General features: G+C 41.1%; 19 protein-coding genes. 6 read left to right on the top strand and 13 right to left on the bottom strand.

Annotation, left to right across the window (positions count from 1 at the left end):
* Window positions 1-402: 402 nt before the first annotated feature.
* Complete coding sequence (locus AC4MDD_RS07205) at window positions 403-2,040, top strand: long-chain-fatty-acid--CoA ligase (RefSeq protein WP_491882469.1); 1,638 nt, start codon at window positions 403-405, stop codon at window positions 2,038-2,040.
* A gap of 67 nt (window positions 2,041-2,107) precedes the next feature.
* On the opposite strand, the gene AC4MDD_RS07200 is transcribed toward AC4MDD_RS07205, so the two are convergent.
* Window positions 2,108-3,034, bottom strand: a complete 927-nt coding sequence (locus AC4MDD_RS07200) for an alpha/beta hydrolase (RefSeq protein ID WP_491882468.1) — start codon at window positions 3,032-3,034, stop codon at window positions 2,108-2,110.
* 268 nt (window positions 3,035-3,302) lie between these two features.
* Window positions 3,303-3,764 (bottom strand): DUF2147 domain-containing protein, encoded by a 462-nt coding sequence (locus tag AC4MDD_RS07195; protein WP_491882467.1) that lies wholly within the window; start codon window positions 3,762-3,764, stop codon window positions 3,303-3,305.
* 230 nt (window positions 3,765-3,994) lie between these two features.
* Here AC4MDD_RS07195 and AC4MDD_RS07190 point away from each other — a divergent pair, with 230 nt between their 5' ends.
* Complete coding sequence (locus AC4MDD_RS07190) at window positions 3,995-5,299, top strand: IS4 family transposase (RefSeq protein ID WP_062032364.1); 1,305 nt, start codon at window positions 3,995-3,997, stop codon at window positions 5,297-5,299.
* 53 nt (window positions 5,300-5,352) lie between these two features.
* Here the strand turns inward: AC4MDD_RS07190 and prpC are convergent, their stop codons facing one another.
* The gene (gene prpC, locus AC4MDD_RS07185; RefSeq protein ID WP_004696709.1) at window positions 5,353-6,489 is read right to left on the bottom strand and encodes a bifunctional 2-methylcitrate synthase/citrate synthase; all 1,137 of its coding nucleotides are present in this window, start codon (window positions 6,487-6,489) and stop codon (window positions 5,353-5,355) included.
* A 2-nt stretch (window positions 6,490-6,491) separates the two neighbouring features.
* Window positions 6,492-7,376 (bottom strand): methylisocitrate lyase, encoded by an 885-nt coding sequence (gene prpB / locus AC4MDD_RS07180; RefSeq protein WP_004696708.1) that lies wholly within the window; start codon window positions 7,374-7,376, stop codon window positions 6,492-6,494.
* 246 nt (window positions 7,377-7,622) lie between these two features.
* Here prpB and AC4MDD_RS07175 point away from each other — a divergent pair, with 246 nt between their 5' ends.
* The 3 genes from AC4MDD_RS07175 (at window position 7,623) to AC4MDD_RS07165 (ending at window position 9,878) form a co-directional block, all read left to right on the top strand.
* Window positions 7,623-8,273, top strand: coding sequence for a TetR/AcrR family transcriptional regulator (locus AC4MDD_RS07175; protein WP_005401081.1), 651 nt, complete (start codon window positions 7,623-7,625; stop codon window positions 8,271-8,273).
* A 120-nt stretch (window positions 8,274-8,393) separates the two neighbouring features.
* A complete protein-coding gene (gene argF, locus AC4MDD_RS07170; protein ID WP_151836136.1) occupies window positions 8,394-9,314 on the top strand; it encodes an ornithine carbamoyltransferase in 921 nt (306 codons plus the stop codon).
* A 90-nt stretch (window positions 9,315-9,404) separates the two neighbouring features.
* Window positions 9,405-9,878: a hypothetical protein gene (locus AC4MDD_RS07165; RefSeq protein ID WP_151836135.1), complete on the top strand. Its 474-nt coding sequence runs from the start codon at window positions 9,405-9,407 to the stop codon at window positions 9,876-9,878.
* Between the two features lie 27 nt (window positions 9,879-9,905).
* On the opposite strand, the gene AC4MDD_RS07160 is transcribed toward AC4MDD_RS07165, so the two are convergent.
* The 8 genes from AC4MDD_RS07160 to rpiA form a co-directional block, all read right to left on the bottom strand.
* A complete protein-coding gene (locus tag AC4MDD_RS07160) occupies window positions 9,906-10,259 on the bottom strand; it encodes a YnfA family protein (protein ID WP_126036920.1) in 354 nt (117 codons plus the stop codon).
* Between the two features lie 88 nt (window positions 10,260-10,347).
* Window positions 10,348-12,624 (bottom strand): ATP-dependent Clp protease ATP-binding subunit ClpA, encoded by a 2,277-nt coding sequence (gene clpA / locus AC4MDD_RS07155; RefSeq protein ID WP_151836134.1) that lies wholly within the window; start codon window positions 12,622-12,624, stop codon window positions 10,348-10,350.
* A gap of 9 nt (window positions 12,625-12,633) precedes the next feature.
* Window positions 12,634-13,050 (bottom strand): ATP-dependent Clp protease adapter ClpS, encoded by a 417-nt coding sequence (gene clpS, locus AC4MDD_RS07150; protein ID WP_004981811.1) that lies wholly within the window; start codon window positions 13,048-13,050, stop codon window positions 12,634-12,636.
* A gap of 17 nt (window positions 13,051-13,067) precedes the next feature.
* Window positions 13,068-13,814, bottom strand: coding sequence for a DUF6776 family protein (locus AC4MDD_RS07145; protein WP_078424936.1), 747 nt, complete (start codon window positions 13,812-13,814; stop codon window positions 13,068-13,070).
* A 79-nt stretch (window positions 13,815-13,893) separates the two neighbouring features.
* Window positions 13,894-14,949: an N-acetyl-gamma-glutamyl-phosphate reductase gene (gene argC / locus AC4MDD_RS07140; RefSeq protein WP_171262485.1), complete on the bottom strand. Its 1,056-nt coding sequence runs from the start codon at window positions 14,947-14,949 to the stop codon at window positions 13,894-13,896.
* A 107-nt stretch (window positions 14,950-15,056) separates the two neighbouring features.
* Window positions 15,057-16,091 carry a GGDEF domain-containing protein gene (locus tag AC4MDD_RS07135; protein WP_151836133.1) on the bottom strand — a complete coding sequence of 345 codons (1,035 nt, stop codon included), beginning with the start codon at window positions 16,089-16,091 and terminating at the stop codon, window positions 15,057-15,059.
* Between the two features lie 259 nt (window positions 16,092-16,350).
* Window positions 16,351-17,034, bottom strand: a complete 684-nt coding sequence (locus tag AC4MDD_RS07130; protein ID WP_491882466.1) for a YgjP family zinc-dependent metalloprotease — start codon at window positions 17,032-17,034, stop codon at window positions 16,351-16,353.
* A gap of 126 nt (window positions 17,035-17,160) precedes the next feature.
* A complete protein-coding gene (rpiA, locus tag AC4MDD_RS07125) occupies window positions 17,161-17,832 on the bottom strand; it encodes a ribose-5-phosphate isomerase RpiA (RefSeq protein WP_004696685.1) in 672 nt (223 codons plus the stop codon).
* A gap of 107 nt (window positions 17,833-17,939) precedes the next feature.
* Between rpiA and ilvA the strand changes: the two genes are divergently transcribed.
* Entirely contained in the window at window positions 17,940-19,478 is a 1,539-nt protein-coding gene (gene ilvA / locus AC4MDD_RS07120) for a threonine ammonia-lyase, biosynthetic (RefSeq protein WP_004981822.1), read from the top strand.
* 40 nt (window positions 19,479-19,518) lie between these two features.
* On the opposite strand, the gene AC4MDD_RS07115 is transcribed toward ilvA, so the two are convergent.
* The gene (locus tag AC4MDD_RS07115) at window positions 19,519-20,013 is read right to left on the bottom strand and encodes a hypothetical protein (RefSeq protein ID WP_279734370.1); all 495 of its coding nucleotides are present in this window, start codon (window positions 20,011-20,013) and stop codon (window positions 19,519-19,521) included.
* Between the last annotated feature and the right edge of the window lie 128 nt (window positions 20,014-20,141).

Genomic DNA, 20,141 nt, shown 5'->3' with positions numbered 1-20,141 from the left:
AACGTGGATGCAAAATAATTTTTTAAACAACTGAAGCATTTTTAACTCCTGTAAATGATTTTTTAAAAATTCGCTTCTTAAAATAGGTATATCTTCCTGAAATACCCACAACTCATATCTCATGAGCTATACACAGTTTTAAACATACTTTTTATAAATTTCAAGTGCCTTTTGTCGAATAACAGCATAAAGTGATAAATGGTCATTTACTTTTTTAAATGATGCTTTTTATTTACTTATTGTTCTGCTTCACATCGCTTTTAAAAATGCGGCTGAGAATGAAACAATGCTTGATTTAAATTTGGATCAAGCTAGGATAAAAATACAATCAATGCTCAAAACAGATGTTTCGAGCAACCAAAAAAGAGTTTGATAAAAAAGCAACGATAAGGATATTTATACATGCTTGGACGTATGATGTTTCAACCGCTATTAATTAGCAATCTTATTGATCACGCAGAACGCTACCATGCGGATACAGCCATTATTTCTAAAAATACAGACGGCAGTATCACTGAAACCAACTGGGCCAACGTCGCAGCCAATTCTAAGCGATTTGCCAATGTACTCAAAGATTTAGGGCTTTCTCAAAGTGACCGCGTGGCGACCATCGCATGGAACAATCATCGTCACCTAGAATCTTGGTATGCGATCTCTGGTAGTGGCTATATTTGCCATACCATCAACCCACGTTTATTTCCAGAACAACTGATTTTTATTATCAATGATGCCCAAGACCGTGTGGTGTTATTTGATAAAACCTTTGCACCACTCATTGCTGCGGTAAAAGCACATTTACCCCATGTAGAGCACTTTATTTGCTTAGATGCCGTAGATGACGCTATTGCAGAAAAAATTGCCGATGTAAAATTTTATGATGACTTGGTCAGCAAAGAGTCTGAACAATTCACATGGCCAAGTTTTGATGAGCAAACTGCAAGCTCTTTGTGCTATACCTCGGGCACAACTGGAAATCCAAAAGGCGTGCTATATAGCCACCGCTCCACTATTTTGCATAGTTTTGCCATCAGCCTACCCGATTCTCTCAATCTGTCTGCAAATGACATTATGTTGCCTGTAGTTCCGATGTTTCATGTCAATGCTTGGGGTACACCTTATGCAGCAGCTATGGTCGGTTGTACCGTTGTATTGCCAGGTCCAGGCTTAGATGGGCCAAGTTTAGTGAACATGATTGACACCTATAAAGTCACTGTGGCTTTGGGTGTACCCACCATTTGGCAAGGTTTATTGGCAGCAGCCAAACAAACAGGCAGTCAGCTGGCAAGTATGAACCGTAACGTTGTTGGTGGTTCTGCATGTCCACCATCCATGTTAGCGGCCTTTAAAAATGACTATAACTGCGACACTATCCATGCATGGGGCATGACCGAAACCAGTCCACTCGGTTCTGCCAACCAACTTAAAGCCAAACATCAACAGCTCTCTGAACAAGAGCGTTTCAAGCTACGTCTTTCTCAAGGCCGTCCGCCTTTTGGCGTGGATTTACGTCTTACCGATGAAGAAAAAGGCAGCCATGAAATTGCCCGCGATGGTGAGCAGATTGGAAATCTACAAATTAAGGGTCACTGGATTATTGACAGTTACTTTGGTAAAGATGAATCTGCCCTCACGACCGATGGCTGGTTTGACACAGGTGATATTGCAACCTTAGATGAAGACGGCTTCTTATGCATCAGTGACCGCTCTAAAGATTTAATTAAGTCTGGCGGCGAATGGATTTCATCGGTTGAACTTGAGAACCTTGCGATGGGACATTCAGACATTCTTATGGCAGCCGTTATTGCAGCTGAACATCCAAAATGGGATGAGCGTCCTATTGTCATCGCTGTGAAGAAACCCGATAGCACGGTCACTGAACAAGGTGTCTTAGACTACTATACGGACAAAATTGCGAAATGGCAGATCCCTGACCGTGTGATTTTTGTCGACAGTATTCCACTGAGCGGTACGGGTAAAATGCTAAAACGTGAACTCCGCGCCCAATATGGACAAGTACTACTGGAACAAAATCCTGTTTAACGTTGTTGAGAATAAAAGCCTGATCTTATAGTCAGGCTTTTCTCATGTTCGGATAGTGTAAATACCATCAATACAATTTATTTGAAGGCACGTCTAATAAAGACGCTTTAAACACCTCACCATGCTTTAGATTTGGATAGATTAAAAATTTAGACTCTATGCCCTGCTGATCGAATATAGACAAAATTTCTCTATTTTTATTAATGCCATTTGCATCAAAATTAGCGCTTTGCTGTGTTCCACTATGTGTTAAAAGATCACCTTCCATCAGCCATACATGTTTTTGTGGCTCTTTGACTAATTTTACTGTTCTAATTTTTTGCATCATGCGCTCATCTGCCCAAGAAAGTGATGGACTTGCAGCAAAGAAATGGCTGAAATAACGACCATCGAGCAAGCTATCAAGCACAAAAAGCCCTCCATAGGAATGCCCCCATAACGCTCTTTTTTGCGCATCCAGCTTTACATTCCGCTCAACCCAAGGGGCAATATCCTTCAAAATCACATTTCTAAAATCAGCACTTCCCCCGCTCATCCGCTCTGGATTTCTTGGGTCTTGAGCGGGTTTCCCCATTAATAAATCTACTGGAGTATAGTCAAGTGAACGAAAAGCTGTGGCAAATGGCAAGTTGGTTTTATAGCCAATGGCAACCAATACAGGGGCATCATTTTCATACAAAGACTTAAGTATTTCTTCATTCAGATGGGACATCGCAGCGTTCCCATCCAGCATAAAGACCGATGCATAAGCGTCCTTCGTCTTCTGCACTGTCTTTGGAATACCTAACCAAACGCGATAAGTTTTATTTTGATCTGTAGTTGCAAACTCTTTGACTTTAAAACCGTAATACGCCGAGCCTATTTCTGCAATATTGGCAGGCAAAGGTTTTATTTCAGGTTTCGCATAAGCACTTAAGCTGGCACCCAAAATCAATAACGAGCTAAAAATTCGCGAAAGCAGAGTAGTAAAAATCTTTCTATAAAGATGCGTCATTTTTTGTATATACAGCCATGAGATACTGAAGCCTAACACATAATAATTATCATTATAATTATCAATTAAATCTTTATCATCTCTCTATCATGACGTACATCTCATCGATTAAATAGTCTACATTATCTTTGACCACACACTCCGAAAGATGATTTTCCTTTTTATACGGATTGAACAAGTCTAGGAAATCTCCTTCCAACTTTTTTATCCATAACAAAAGCCACCGCACTATGAAAGTTCAATGGCTTTATCGATACAAGCAAAAGACTTAAAGCTTTTTCCATGTCATGTTGCTCAAACCTTTCGCATCTTTTGCTGTGGCTTGTACCTTCATCTGATCTTTACCAGCATTTAACTGCGCAATATTGATGTTATACACACGGCCATCTTGAGGATTCAGCCATTGGCCTTTTGCGAATTTTTGACCTGTTGCATCACCCATTAAGCCATTCAGCACTTGCATACCAAAAATCGGTTTATCCTTAAGCCCACCCTGACACTTACTACATACATCACTTACAGGCGCCTCAGCCAAAGGATAGTACTTGGTCACCACTGCGCTATATTGTGATGTTTTAGAATTCTTACGAATCACAATATCTGAAATATAATACCCTGTCCGATCATCAATCACTTTCCATGTTCCAATAAGCGGGTCAAATGGCATGGCGAAAGCAGAATGAGACAACCCCAAAAACAGTGCTGATGCACACAAAAACTTATGTTTCATAAAGTAAATTACAATAAAAATGAAAAAATGAACGGTCGAGATTATAGCAACTCTATTCTTTTATTTATCGATTATTTCATTAAAATTAAATATTTATATGAAATTAAACCGTGAGAAACATCAACAAAAAATTGCATATAAAAAAAGCCTCCGAAGAGGTAATGCCAGTCAGTTAAGCAAAAAAAGTTAAAATGCTGTAAAAAGAGCGTATGTAAATACGCTCTTTTTTTATGAATTTATCTCAGAATCTAGATTTAACATTAAAACAAACCTTACCTTCACTTTCACAATTCAGTGAATTGATTGATTTAAACTGGATTGAAGATTGCTTAGACCAAACAGGTAAAGCATCAATTCGAAAAAGAAAACTGCCTGCTGAACATGTTGTTTGGCTGGTAATCGGACTTGCTCTATTTCGAAATCAACCGATTTGGTATGTGGTTCAACAATTGCAACTTGTTTTCGGTACGGCAGAATACTGTGTACCGAGTGCATCCGTACAAGCAAGACAACGCTTAGGCTTAGAACCCATGAGTGCTTTATTTTCGACATTAAGTCAGGCATGGTTTAAAGACTCACAACAACAATATAGCAACTTTCACGGTCTATGCGTTTGTGCTGTAGATGGTGTGGTTTGGTCTATGCCTCATACAGAAGAAAACTTTAAGCACTTTGGTTCATCCAAAGGCAAAACAGCAGCTGCACCTTACCCACAAGTTAGAGCGACTTGCCTGGTGAATACCAATACCCATGAAATGATTGATGCCCAAATGGGCAGTATGGATCAAGGTGAATTAACCTTAGCCAGTCAATTAAAAGCACCAGTTCGCAGTATTACCCTATTTGATCGTGCTTACTTCTCTGCTGATTTTTTAGTGAGCTGGCAATCTCAGGCAGAAGAGAGTCATTGGTTGATGCGAGCAAAGGACAACCTGCGTTATGAAGTGATTCATCATAATGCGGCCCATGACTTTCAGATCAAAATGCCTGTTTCAGCAAGAGCAAAAAAGATAAATCCGTCATTGGGTGACTATTGGGAAGCACGTTTAATTGAAGTTGAATATGCAGGAAAAATAAGACGTTACATTACATCATTAACAGATTCTAAAGTTTATCCATTCAAAGACCTTGCAATGCTTTATATCCAGCGTTGGGAAATAGAAATGTGTTATCGGGAAATTAAAAGTGATTTACAGGATGCAAGGATTTTAAGAAGCAAACAACCTGATTTGGTCTATCAAGAATTGTGGGGGGTATTTATTGCATATAATATCTTAAGAAGACAGATGAGGTTTATCGCTGAACATGCAAAGGTGAGTCCTTTAAGGATCAGTTTCCATGTTGCATCTATGAGTATTATCAATATCTTAAGGCACACACCTTTAGAATCAGCAGGAAACCTACCCAAACATTTAGCGCAATTATTTGAACAATCTAAAATATTTGTATTACCTGAAAAAAGGCAAAGGCAATGTCCGCGAGTAGTGAAAATTAAAGCACAAAAATATCCAAGAAAATGCCAGTCAATTTCTTAACTGACTGGCATTACTCCGAAGAGGCTTTTTTAATAATGTATCAGAGCTTCACATTAAGCCGCTGAACGTTCTTCAATAGGAACTACTTTACGCAGTTCAGGCCCCGTATAGTCCGCACTTGGGCGAATAATACGGTTGTCCGCACGTTGTTCCATCACATGCGCTGCCCAACCTGTCACACGGCTCATCACGAAGATTGGTGTGAATAATTTGGTCGCAATATCCATGAAGTGGTAAGCAGATGCATGGAAGAAGTCCGCGTTACAGAACAGTTTCTTCTCACGCCACATCACCTCTTCACAACGTACTGAAACTGGATACAGTACCGTATCACCCACATCTTTGGCTAAGCGCTCTGACCAAATTTTGATGATGCCATTACGTGGGTCATTGTCTTTGTAGATTGCATGTCCAAAGCCCATGATCTTTTCTTTACGTTCCAGTTTGCCCAGCATTTCACGCTCAGCTTCTTCAGGTGACGTCCAGTTTTCAATCATTTCCATCGCTGCTTCGTTTGCTCCACCGTGTAATGGACCACGTAGTGAACCAATTGCACCCGTGATGCATGAATGCATATCGGATAAGGTTGATGCGCATACACGTGCGGTGAAGGTCGATGCGTTGAATTCATGCTCTGCATAGAGGATCAGTGATACATTCATCACTTGTTCATGCAATTCATTTGGCTTTTCACCACGCAGCAGGTGTAGGAACTGAGCACCGATTGAATCGTCATCGGTGTTTTCTTCAATGCGTACGCCATCATGGCTAAAACGGTACCAGTAGCAAATGATCGCTGGAAGCGTTGCGAGAATGCGGTCTGCAACATCTTGCTGTTCTGCAAAGGATTGTTCTGTTTCTAGGTTACCTAGCATCGATACGCCTGTACGCATCACATCCATTGGGTGTGAATCCGCAGGGATACGCTCTAATACTTCTTTGAGTGCTTGTGGCAGTTGGCGCAGTGATTTAAGTTTAGCCTTGTAAGCGGTGAGTTGTGCTGCTGTTGGTAGTTCACCAAAGAAGATCAGGTAGGCCACTTCTTCAAACTGGCAGTTTTCAGCGAGGTCTTGTACGTCATAACCACGGTAGGTTAGACCTGCTCCGCTTTTACCTACAGTTGAGAGTGCTGTCTTTCCTGCGACTTGTCCGCGCAATCCTGCGCCTGTGAGGACTTTTCCTTCAGCCATTTTTAATTCTCCTGTTTAAACAGCTTGTCTAATGTGTTTTCAAAGGTGTGGTAATCGAGAAATTCGTAGAGTTCTTTGCGCTGTTGCATTTTGTCAAGGACGTTGACTTGGGTGCCGTCATTGCGAATGGCATGCATGACTTCCAGTGCTGCCTTTTGCATGGCACGGGTGGGTGACAGTGGGTAGAGCACCATCGAGATGCCTTGTTCTGCAAGTTGTTCTTTGGTGTAGTATGGGGTATCACCAAATTCGGTGATGTTGGCCAATACTGGGACACCGACTGCATCGCAGACGGTTTTGTACATAGTAATGTCAGTCATTGCTTCGGCAAAGATCGCATCAGCACCGGCTTCTACACAGGCACAAGCACGGTCAATTACCGCTTGTAGGCCTTCTTTTTGTAGGGCATCGGTACGTGCCATCACCACAAAGTTTGCATCGGTTTTGGCATCAACTGCGGCTTTGACGCGGTCGACCATTTCTTGTTGGGTGACGATTTCTTTATTTGGGCGGTGGCCACAGCGTTTTTGTGCTACTTGGTCTTCGATGTGCACTGCGGCTGCGCCTGCAGCAATCATTTGTTTCACAGTACGGGCAATGTTAAATGCCCCACCCCAACCGGTGTCGATATCGACCAGTAACGGAGTGTCTACACGTTCGGTAATGCGGCGTACATCTTCCAAAACATTATCCAGACTGGTCATGCCTAAGTCAGGCAATCCATAAGAGTAGTTGGCTACACCAGCACCCGAAAGGTAGATGGCCTTGTAGCCCACCTGTTTCGCCATCATTGCTGCATAAGCATTGACTGTACCGATAATTTGTAATGGTTTTTCCACTTCCAGTGCTTGTCTAAATCTTAAGCCTGCAGATCTTTGTTCTGTCATCGTCCTTTCCACGGCATTTACTTTAATTTTCGAGTTTTGAGTATAGCCATAATGACTGAATTGGCTATGACATTTTAGAATGATCACTCTAAAACTTTAGTCCCATGGTTCACGTTTTTATTGTGTAATTTTCTTCCATGCATTGGGCTTTAGTGGTAAACAGATAAGCCCCAAAACAACAATGTGTGCATATTTTTGCTATGATAGCAACTAGAGATCCACATTTATTAGGCTGTTGTTAGTTATATGCACGACTCAGTTCAACTAGAACCCCTTACACGTGACATACCTCACACAAAACGAGGTCATGAACGCTGTCTTGCATTTTTATTAAGTGCAAACGAGTTGTTTTTGCAACATGGCTACGATGCAGTTTCACTTGATGATATTGTCAATCATGCGGGTGGTTCAAAAGCATCGATTTACAAATATTTTGGAAATAAAGACGGTCTTTTTACAGCAATTTGCGACTACCGTCGTGAGCTGTTTTTTAAAGATATTTGTATGCCTTTTGATTTTACGAAGGACAATTTGCGCGTTTATTTAATACAAACCATTTTAAATATTCAAACACATCTTGTGCTTCCAGAAAATGCTTCTTTTTTAAGACTCATTATGGAACAAGTACAGCGTAATCCGCAGTTGGCCTTTCATATTCACAAACAAGGACCTAAACATATTGAAGATGCTGTGGCTTGTGTTTTAACCAAAGCAGATGAAATAGGTATTATTCGATGTGAACATCCGAATTATTCTGCGCAGCTTTTTTTTGGCATTGTGCGCGAATTAGAGTGGCGAGTACTCATGAACATCTATGTTGAAGAAAATGAACAAGAAAATCTAGAATATGTTCATTATTGTGTAGATCGCTTCTTAGCAGGTCATCAAAAAGTCTAGTTTTTTTGCAATTTCCTTTGCATATAGTATATTAATCGACTCTCTTTTTCTTTCCACCAACCAACAACTAATTGTTGTTCTGTACCTATTTCGGTTTTCAGCAATTATTGTGGAGTAACAATGGCTCTACGTCACTTTCTTACCTTACGCGATTTATCTACTTTAGAACTGAACCAAGTTGTGCAACGCGGTATCGAACTAAAGCGTAAACAGCACAACAGCGAAGTATTCCAACCGTTTGTTGGTAAAGTCATGGGTATGATTTTTGAAAAATCGAGCACCCGTACCCGTGTATCGTTCGAAGCAGGCATGAGCCAATTTGGTGGCAGTGCAATTTTCCTCTCCCCACGAGACACCCAATTGGGTCGTGGTGAGCCGATTGAAGATTCTGCACGCGTAATTTCAAGCATGTTGGATATTGTGATGATCCGTACTTTTGGACATGACATTGTTGAACGTTTTGCCTCTTATTCAAAAGTTCCAGTGATTAATGCCTTGACCGATGATCACCACCCTTGCCAACTACTTGCAGATGTTCAAACTTTTGTTGAACACCGTGGTCCCATTGCAGGCAAAACGGTAGCGTGGATTGGTGATGGCAACAATATGTGTAATTCATATATTGAAGCTGCACATATGTGGGGCTTTAAATTAAAAATTGCTGCGCCTAAAGGTTATGAACCCAAAGCAGAATTTTTAAGTGAATTTGCACATTGTGCAGAACTGGTGAACTCAGCTGAAGATGCTGCCGTAAATGCAGACCTTATCGTGACCGATGTATGGGCAAGCATGGGCCAAGAAGAAGAGCAAAAAATTCGTGAAGCTGCTTTTGCAGACTATCAAGTGAATGAACGTCTTATGGATCTTGCTCATTCTGATTGTTTATTTATGCATTGTTTACCTGCGCATCGCGGCGAAGAAATTTCTGAAAAGATGCTCGACCATAAAAATGCTGTGGTTTGGGATGAAGCTGAAAACCGCTTACATGCACAAAAAGCATTGGTTGAGTTTTTAATCAATGAAAATACCAAGAAAGATTAATTAATTTTTCCAACGAAAAGCACCTAAGGGTGCTTTTTTTATAAGAGCAAAGCTATAATCGGAACATAATTTTTATAAGCGACACTTTCCATGCATTTCAAAAAAACTGGCCTGTGCCTTGCTACAATTCTAAGCTCTACATTTTTTCAGATTCAAGCCTCAGAGTTTGATGACTACTTACAGTCCAAACAAATCATTGATCAAAATTTTAAAATTAAACAACCAGAAACGTTGAACGAGATCTTAACGGTATTAACCGCAGAAGACTCACGAACTCTCCCAATTGAAATTGATAACAACACCATCATTGAACAATTTAATCTATATGCAGACCGTACCGAGCTTAAAGGCTTGATCATTACCCCTGATTTTGCGCAGTTTGAACAGGATTTGGGTGCGAAAGCAGTTCAAAAAGTGATTAAAAAGAATGTTGTGCAAAACTGCAATATTTTCTTCGAGCATCAATATCAACGCCATAACCCCTACATTATAAAATTACAGCTCAGCTCTGAGAAAAATAGCTACGATTTAGAATTAAAGCAAAAAGATTGTGGTATCAAATAGTACCTTTTTAGCGATTGGTTCTCTACTTTAGCGAACCAATCCTTGCGGTTGTAAGATAATCATGGCCGCACCAATCAACACCACTGTCCCACCCATTATGTCCCAACGGGATAAATAAACTTGATCGACATAACGCAACCATAGCAATGCGGTAAAAATATAAATTCCGCCATAAGCGGCATAAATACGTCCCGAAGCAGCCGGATGTAAGGTCAACAACCACACAAAAGCACCTAGCGCTAAGGCTGTAGGAATCCACAACCAATGACTTCTTCCCTGATTTAAAATCAAATAAGGGAAATAACAGCCTAATATTTCCATCACAGCGGTTACCAAAAACAGTACAAATGTACTTAAAACTTTCGTCAATTGAATATCCATGCAACCTACTTTTATTACTTCTAACTGTTAAATACTTTTTTCAATAAAAAACCCGTGCGAACACGGGTTTTTTATTATGTAGCAATTCTTAAGCAGGTTCAGCCGTTTGGTCTTCAAAAACTTCAAGTTTTAGACCCACCGCTTTACCATTTTCGTTCTTCACAGAGACCGCAACATTGCCACCATGTTCTGCAAGCTCACCAAATAGAATCATTTCAGCCAGTGGTTTTTTCAAATGCTCTTGGATGAGTCGTTGCATTGGGCGAGCGCCCATTAAACGGTCATAGCCATTTTCAGCCATCCACTCACGCGCACTTTGATCCACTTCTAGAATGACTTTTTTCTCATCCAGTTGCGCTTGTAGTTCAGTTAAGAACTTATCCACCACATTTTCAATTACTGTCGTTGGCAAAGCTTTAAACTGAATCACACTGTCCAAACGGTTACGGAACTCTGGAGAAAACGCTTTCTTCATCGCATCTTGGTTATCATTACTGTTGTCTTGATCCATGAAGCCAATACTCACGCGAGAAATAGTTTCTGCGCCAATATTTGTGGTCAAGACCAACACCACATTACGGAAGTCTGATTTACGACCATTGTTATCGGTCAATGAACCATGATCCATGATTTGTAGCAATAAGTTGAATACGTCTGGATGCGCTTTTTCAATCTCATCTAGCAATAATACACAGTGCGGATTTTTATGAATCGCATCGGTCAACAGACCACCTTGGTCAAAGCCGACATAACCTGGAGGCGCACCAATCAAACGTGAAACTGCATGGCGCTCCATATACTCTGACATATCGAAGCGAACCAGCTCAACACCCAGTAATTTCGCAAGCTGCTTGGTGACTTCTGTTTTACCTACCCCAGTTGGGCCTGCAAAAACAAAACTACCCACAGGCTTATCTGGTGATTTTAAGCCTGCACGCGACAGTTTAATTGCTGAGCCTAAAGCTTCAATGGCTTCATCTTGACCAAAGACCACACGTTTTAAATCACGCTCAAGATTTTCAAGAACGGTCTTATCATCTTTAGATACGGTTTTTGGTGGAATACGTGCAATTTTCGACACGATATCTTCAATATTTTCCACGGTAATCAAGGTGTCATCTTGTTCAGCTTTCAGACGACGTTGTGCCCCTGCTTCATCAATGACATCAATGGCTTTATCTGGCAAGAAACGATCATTAATGAACTTTGCAGACAGCTCAACCGCAGAAATTAAAGCTTTGTCATCATATTTAACATGATGGAAATCCTCAAACTTGCTCTTCAAACCACGTAGAATATCAATCGTTTCTGAAATAGATGGCTCATTGACATCAATTTTTTGGAAACGGCGTGACAATGCATGATCTTTTTCAAAGACTTGGCGGTATTCTTGGAATGTGGTTGAACCAATGCAGCGCAATGAGCCATTGGCCAAAGCGGGTTTAATCAAGTTTGATGCATCCATCGTACTGCCCATACTTGAGCCCGCACCAATAATCATGTGGATTTCATCAATAAACAAAACTGCTTCTGGTTTCTTTTTCAACGCGTTCAAAAGCTGTTTTAAACGTTTTTCAAAGTCACCCCGGTATTTGGTTCCTGCTACCAAAGCACCAATGTCCAAACTATACACTTCAGCATTTGCCAATGGTTTCGGTGCTTTACCATTAACAATGAGCCAAGCTAAGCCTTCAGCAATCGATGTTTTACCGACGCCAGGATCACCGACCAATAACGGGTTGTTTTTACGACGACGGCACAAAATTTGCGCAGCACGTTCAATTTCTTTTTCACGACCAATTAAAGGATCCGTTTTGCCCTTTTGTGCCTCAACATTTAAGTTGGTTGTATACAGCTCTAAAGGGCCTGCGTTGCTTGAACTGGTCGATTCACCATCGAGATCTTCAATTTCTTCTTCCACTTGCACTTCGTCTTTACGTGTGCCGTGGGCCAAGTATTGTGTCAGAGTTAAACGGTTAATTTGATGGCGTTTCAAGAGGTAGACTGCAAAAGAGTCACGCTCAGAGTACATCGCCACTAAAATGTCTGCGCCTTCAACTGTACGATCACCACCGCTTGATTGCACATGAAAAATTGCACGTTGTAAGATACGGTCAAAACTTTCAGTTGGATGCGGAGCTTGGTCACTGTTTTCGCCCAGCTTAGGAGTGTGCTGCTCTACATATTCTTCAAGCTCTTTGCGAAGCACAATAATATCTGCACCGCAGGCTTTCAATGCATTTACGGCCGAATCATTATCGAGTAAAGCCAATAATAAATGTTCAACGGTTAGGAATTCATGTCTCTTTTGTCGAGCCATACTAACAGCCAAACGTAAGGATACTTCTAATTGACGACTGAGCATGGAACCCCCTTAATCTTTCGGCTCAATCTGACAAAGTAAAGGATGACCTTGAGACCGAGCGTAATTATTGACTTGGTTTGCTTTTGTTTCCGCGATGTCTCTCGGGTAAACGCCTGCAACACCTTTTCCTTCATAATGTACAGTTAGCATTACTTGAGTGGCTTGGTCAAGATTCAAAGCAAAGTATTGTTGTAAAATTTCAATAACAAAGTCCATTGGGGTGTAGTCATCGTTCATTAAAACGACAGCATAGAGTGGCGGACGCTTAAGTTCTGGTGGCGCGGTTTGGACAGCGACATCCCCATTTTCTTCTTCATGCGGTTCATCATTGCTCAAGCGCGGGCTGATATGCCAATCGACATAGCCAGATTCATGAAAAGACTGCTTGATTTCATTTAAACACGTTGAACGCTTAGAGATACCCATAAACTTACAATTCACAATTATTGTGCATTCGCCTCAGCCTGAGGAATTTCAGAGACAAATGCTGATTGACTTTCTACGGCTTCACCACGTGACCAACTAAAGCGTCGTGTCACTGGTGTGCTACCTGTTAAACGGACTTCGATAAACTGCGGCGTAAAGCCTTTAGGCATTGTCCAACGCCCTGTTAAACGCTCATAGTTTTCAAAGTTAAAGTTTTTGTCTTCAAGAGGCACAACTAAAACCTCTGTACCACGAATGAGTCGGAGTTCAACTGTACCTGAAGCTGCACGTTTAGATGGACTGACTTGAACCAAGTCGAGTTGATATTCAAATGCATTTTCAGGCAAAGGTTTAATCGCAATATGCTGCACAGCCAGTGGAATACCACCGCGTTGACGCAAAACCTCACGGTAAATCACCGCAGTGGTTTCAGATTGCGCTTGTTGATCCAGAGCTTTTTGCAATGACAAATACAGCTCATTTGAATTGGTCACAGCAACGTCACGCTCCTGAACAGCAGCGTTATAGTTTTTATTTAAAGCATCCAGACTGGTCTTTTGCTTTTGTACCACTTCGACCAGTTGCTCAGCATCTGCATCAAAACCTACCACCGTTAAACCCTGACGATGTCCGACGGTATAGCCCAATCCCCCACTTGCAAGCATCAATATTGCAGCACCAATTGCCAAGGGCTTATTGGTCTGTAAAAACGGCTTTGCAGGTTCAGGCTGTTGTGACGTCATATTTGTGTCAGTGTTCGGCATCGTCATCTCTTATTTTGATTCAATTCAAAACACACATTTAAATCGAAATCTAAATGTGTGTGAAGTTTTAAAACGTTTTTTATGGTAATAAACCAATTCCGTCTAGGCCCGCTGTTTCAGTAAATCCAAACATTAAGTTCATGTTTTGAACGGCCTGACCTGCTGCACCTTTAACCAAATTGTCTTGTACTGAAATGACCACTAATTTTTTCGGTTGTGGTTTATACAGCGCAATACGTAGTTGATTTGCACCCCGCACAGAACGTGTCTCTGGTGAACTTCCCGCAGGCATCACATCGACAAAAGCTTCATTGGCATAAAACTGTTCATATAAACTTTGCACATCAGCAGCTTCACCTGCATCGGTTAAGTCCACATAAATCGTGCTCAGCATGCCACGAATCATTGGCACCAAATGCGGGACAAATAAAATGTGGTTAAACACCTCTTTTAAGCCTGAAATATTTTCCAACGCTTCCACAATTTCAGGATGATGACGGTGACCTGCAACGCCATAAGCTTTGAAATTATCTGCATTTTCAGAATAGATCATCCCAAGGCTGGCTTTACGGCCTGCACCAGACACACCCGATTTTGCATCAATAATAATGCTTTCAGGTTTAACTAATGTGTCGTTTTGCTTAAATAACGGCGCTAAACCCAGTTGTACTGTTGTTGGATAACAACCAGGGTTACCAATGACATTGGCTTGTTTAATCTGCTCACGGTTTAATTCTGACAAACCATAAACCGAGTCTTTCAGTAGTTCAGGGCACGCATGCTGCATACCATACCATTTTTCAAACTGTTCTAAGTCTTGTAAACGAAAGTCTGCGGCAAGGTCAATCACTTTAGTATTTGCAGCCACCAACTCTTCGGCATGCTTCATGGCAACGCCATGCGGTGTCGCAAAGAACACCACATCACATTTTTTCAGTTCATCAATATTCAAATCTGAATATTTGAGTTCGGTATGTCCACGTAGGCTTGGGAACATATCATCTACACGGCGACCGTCTTCTGTACGCGATGTTAATACGCTTACTTGCACATTTGGGTGTCGTAGTAAAAGACGCAACAATTCAACGCCTGTATAACCTGTACCGCCGACAATACCAACTGAAATCACGTGTATTACCTCAAACTTAAACTGTCCATTTCGTAACTGCCTAGTATGACAGGAAGTTTCTGCTTTCTAAACTGTTTTACTTGGAATTTATGCGTTTTTAGTGCTATCGACACCTAATGAGACACATCCAATATACTCTGTGCAGGCTCAAAACCAATCTGATTTCGTCCCGAATGTTTCGCCTGATATAACAATTGATCGGCAGTATGTATGGCATATTTTAAGTTAGGCTGATGTACCGCAGCCAGTCCGAAACTTGCTGTCACGGCAATACTTTTGGAGGATAGTCGTGCATCGGCAATACCTAAACGAATACGATTGGCAATATTATAAGCCAGCGTGGCGTCATCAATTTGCAATAAGACAATGAACTCCTCTCCACCAAAACGCCCCACTAAGTCGTGCGCACGGACGTTTTGCCCAATAATTTGACCGACTTGTTGTAAAATTTGATCACCCACCAAATGCCCATAGGTATCATTTATTTTCTTAAAATGATCAATATCACACATGAGCAAGAAATAAGACTGTTTAGAGAGCTGATGCAACTTCCGTTTAGCCGCTTCGTTAAAACCACGTCGATTGAATAAATGCGTTAGCGGATCTCTTAGTCGCTCATCATTAAGTTGATGGATAATATCGCGCACCAAGGTTCCGAGCAGCACTATTGCAAACCACATACTTAAGATAATGCTCGCAGCAAGCATCATCAGCCACCAAACTGAATTTGCCAGCATGTCTGCTTCGATATTTCTTAAAAAGAGAAAAATAATGATTCCGCGAACAAAGGTATACAGCACAATAAACAAGTAGGAAAAGTCGACTATTTTATTGAGCAAATCAATCCCTTGATAATGTTTAAACATTGAAAACAAAACCAAAGACTCAACCAATGCAATTGAAATGTTCAGAATCAGCATCCTGATCCACAGTTGATCATCTACGTAGGAATAATAACTGAGTGAAAGTAAAGCCATCACGACCAAGGCCAGACACCAATATGGACGTGCATTCGCGTTCTTTCTTAAGCCCATGGCATAAGCGCTGGCCCATGCGCCAAACAAATACATACTGCCTAAAATGGGTGCCGACAAAGCCAACTGCTTATTCGACATAAAACTTTGCGCGGCCACAGAAAACGAAGGCACAATATATCCAAGCCCGAGCCACAATAAATATGAGGGAGCCCTAAAAGCAAAATGACATATTAAAAGTAAGCTTCCCATTAAAATCAGGCAAGCTGGAACGATTAATATAAAATAGTGGATATCTGTAAAATTCACATTTGAGGTCTTTGGACTGAAATTGAGGAATGTTTACCTTAGATCATGAAGTTTAGAGCATTTTTTGACTCACCCTCAATCAATCAGAAGAAATTATTTTTCAATTTTGTACGTAAAATTAACTTTAAACGCCTGCCCACCAATGCGGCAATGCGATTGTTTTTAAAGTTTTTCGATGCTGTTGAAAAGCAGCATCATATTTGGCAACTTCCGCCCAAAAGCGTGCACTATGATCAAAATGTTGCGTATGTGCGAGTTCATGCACACAGACATAACGCGTAATGGCTTCAGGAAACAACACTAAAGCACTGTTAAGCATAATGTCGTGTTTGGCACTACAACTCCCCCAACGTGTTTTGGGCTGACGAATTGAACATTGTGCAAATTTTAAACCAGTTTCATGACTAATCTGTTGCAAATAAATAGGCAAGTGCTGTTTGGCATATACAATCAAAAAAGATTTTAAATAACTTTCAGGCTGACGGTCACTGATCCAAAGCTGGTGATTGTGCTCATCCAAAATATACGCATTTTTTTGTGTTTGATAGCTCACCGTTAAAGCATTTTGGCGATTAAATAACCGTAATTCTGTGGGAAGGGTTTGATCTATCTGTAGCAGACTGGCTTGTTGCTTCTGCCAAGTTTCAACCATCCACTGTTCAGATTGATTTAAAAAATCCTGAATTTGCCGTTTGCTACAAAATTTAGGCACGGTTAAACGAATTTGAGTTGGTTCAACACGAAGTCGTAACCGGGTCGCACGTGCATGATGGGTGATTTGAATTTCAGGTAGGTCTGCTAAGGTCATTAATATTATTCTTTATTGAATCATCCTCCCGACCCTCCTTTTGAAAGGAGGGAGAAAAACATAAGATAAAAATGTTTTTGCTTTTAGCCCCTCTTTTTCAAAGAAGAGCTTAGGGAAGATTTAAAATTAAACCGCGGTACGCTCTTCAATACCACTGTCTGTTGCAACAACTGCCACATCTGCTTTATTGATTGCAAAAATACCATTACACACCACACCTGGAATGTCGTTAATGGTTTTTTCAAGCTCAAGCGCATTTAAAATATTCAGGTTATAAACATCTAAAATCACGTTACCGTTATCCGTCACCACGCCTTCACGGTAAGCAGGATCACCACCGAGCGCTACAATTTTACGTGCCACAGCTGAACGAGCCATTGGAATCACTTCAATCGGAAGTGGGAAGTCACGCCCCAATTGATCAACCCACTTAGAGTCATCAACGATACAAACAAATTTTCTCGCAATTGAAGCCACGATTTTCTCGCGAGTAAGTGCAGCCCCACCACCTTTGATCATATGCATATGACGGTCAATTTCGTCTGCACCATCTACATAGGCATCTAAACCGCCTACAGAGTTCATATCAACCACTTCAATGCCTAATTTCTTTAAGCGCTCAGCCGTTGCTTCTGAACTTGCCACAGCCGCCTCAAGCTGAAGTTCTGGTAAAAGTTCAATTAAGAAATTGACGGTGCTGCCTGTACCCACTCCTAAAATGCCACCTTTAGGTAAGTGCTTTAAGGCAGCTTTTGCAGCAGCTTGCTTTTTTTCATCTTGGGTAGCATACAGACTCATAATTTGGCTCAACTATTTTTTGACATTTGTTGCTGATTTTACAGCCCAAATGTACAGGGGTTTGTTACAATGATCCTCTATTTTAAACTGTTAAATGGGAAATTAACATGCTGTCTCGTTTGGTTCGACAAATATTACAAGCAACAGTCTACGATGTTGCAATCGAAACTCCACTCGAAGCGGCACCTCGAATTAGTGAGAAACTCAATAACAATATTCGTTTTAAACGTGAAGACCTACAGCCCGTCTTTTCATTTAAGCTCCGTGGTGCGTATAACCGCATTAGCCAACTTCCTAGAGCTCAACTTGAACGTGGCGTGATTACTGCATCTGCTGGCAACCATGCCCAAGGCGTAGCACTGTCAGGTAAAAAACTCGGGATTCGTGCCATTATCGTGATGCCGAAAACCACCCCAGATATTAAAGTTCAGGCGGTCAAACGCTTAGGCGGTGAAGTGGTTCTCCATGGCGACTCTTTTGATGTTGCAAACAAATATGCAATTCAACGTGCTGCAGAAGACGGTATGAGCTTTATTCCACCCTATGACGATGAACTGGTCATGGCAGGTCAAGGTACGATTGGCAATGAAATTTTGCGTCAATGGCGCGATGTCGACTACGTTTTCGTCGCTGTTGGCGGCGGCGGTTTAATTGCTGGTGTGGCGGCCTACTTAGGCGATGTTGCACCGCATGTTAAAGTCATTCCTGTTGAATATGACGAATCTGCTTGTTTAAAAGCCGCATTTGAAGCAGGTGAACGTGTTGTACTGCCTCAAGTCGGCTTATTTGCTGATGGCACAGCTGTAGCACAAATTGGTGAAAAACCATTTGAAGTGATTCAACTCCAAAAGTCGGATAACTCAGGCCCGATCGTTGAACGTGAAGTGGTTTTGGTCAATACCGATGAAATTTGCGCTGCAATTAAAGACACCTATGATGAATGTCGTAGCATCGTTGAACCATCGGGTGCGATGGCCTTAGCAGGGATTAAAAAATATGTTGAAACACACGAGCTAATTGGGCAAAACATCGTCTCAATTGTATGTGGTGCAAACATGAACTTTGACCGTTTACGTTATATTGCAGAACGCACTGAATTGGGTGAACGTAAAGAAGCTATTTTTGCTGTGACTATTCCAGAGAAAAAAGGTTCATTCCTGAATTTCTGCCGAGCGCTACAAGGCCGAAATATCACTGAGTTTAACTACCGTGCAAGTGATGCCAGTGCAGCGCAAGTCTTTGTCGGCATTAGCTTAAAAGGCGGTGAAAAAGAGCGTCACGATATTTTTGAAGCACTCAAAACTCAGTTCGATGTCGATGACTTATCTGATGATGAAGTGGCAAAACTGCATATTCGCTATCTGATTGGTGGGCATGCAGACCTTGAAAATGAGCGTTTGTTCCGTGTTGAGTTCCCTGAACGTCCAGGTGCACTGTTAATGTTCCTCGAACGCCTTGGTCCTACACATAACATTACCCTATTCCACTACCGTAACCATGGTGCGGCGGAAGGTCGCGTCCTCGTTGGTTTAGAGGCAAGTGATGCGAAACAAAACCCAGATGGTTTGATTGAAACTTTAGAAAGTATTTCGTATCCATATGAAGAAATTACCAATAACCTAGGTTATCAACGTTTCTTAAAATAAAAGATTCAATACATACATAAAACCGCCCTTCGAGGCGGTTTTATTCTATGAGCTGCATCGGCTCTTCATCACCAAACGTGTGGTTATACGTAACAATAATTCTATCGATCAGCTCATCATTATGCGGTACCAATAGCCAATAAGGGTTTTCCCGCTCAATAACCAATAAACTGAGTTCATAAGGCTCAATAAAAATTTTAATGTGATTAAAAATAACATCAAAACTAAATTCAAAATCATAACCATGCATGTCTGAGGTTTCTTCTTCCTCACTCTCATACATTTGATAAAAAGACGCCATATCATCATTAATTTGGTTTTTCAGCTCGTCTAAGTCAATACCCAACTGTTGAAGTCGATGGCATTCATCAATACCATTTTGTCGAAAATCATCGAGTTCTATTTTTTGAATGTTTGAATAATAGCTATTCAACCAACGTACAAAGTGCTCGAACTCATCTTGTTCTTCTGGAATTGCGGTATCATTCAATTCTGGAAACGCGATCCTGAGGGATTCATACAGTGTCTTCCGCATTTATATACTCCTTTGGATGAGTGATATATTGGTATAAGGCAAAGCGCGGTTGATCGAAAAAAGCGTGTCTGTATAAAGATGACATCTTGTGAAATTTGGCACAACATTCGTTAACAATCGACGTATAA

It is taken from the genome of Acinetobacter sp. CAU_H_29a_1 (assembly GCF_058599505.1).
Note: the sequence above shows the minus strand (reverse complement) of the source record. Positions and strands in the feature narration are given on the sequence as shown.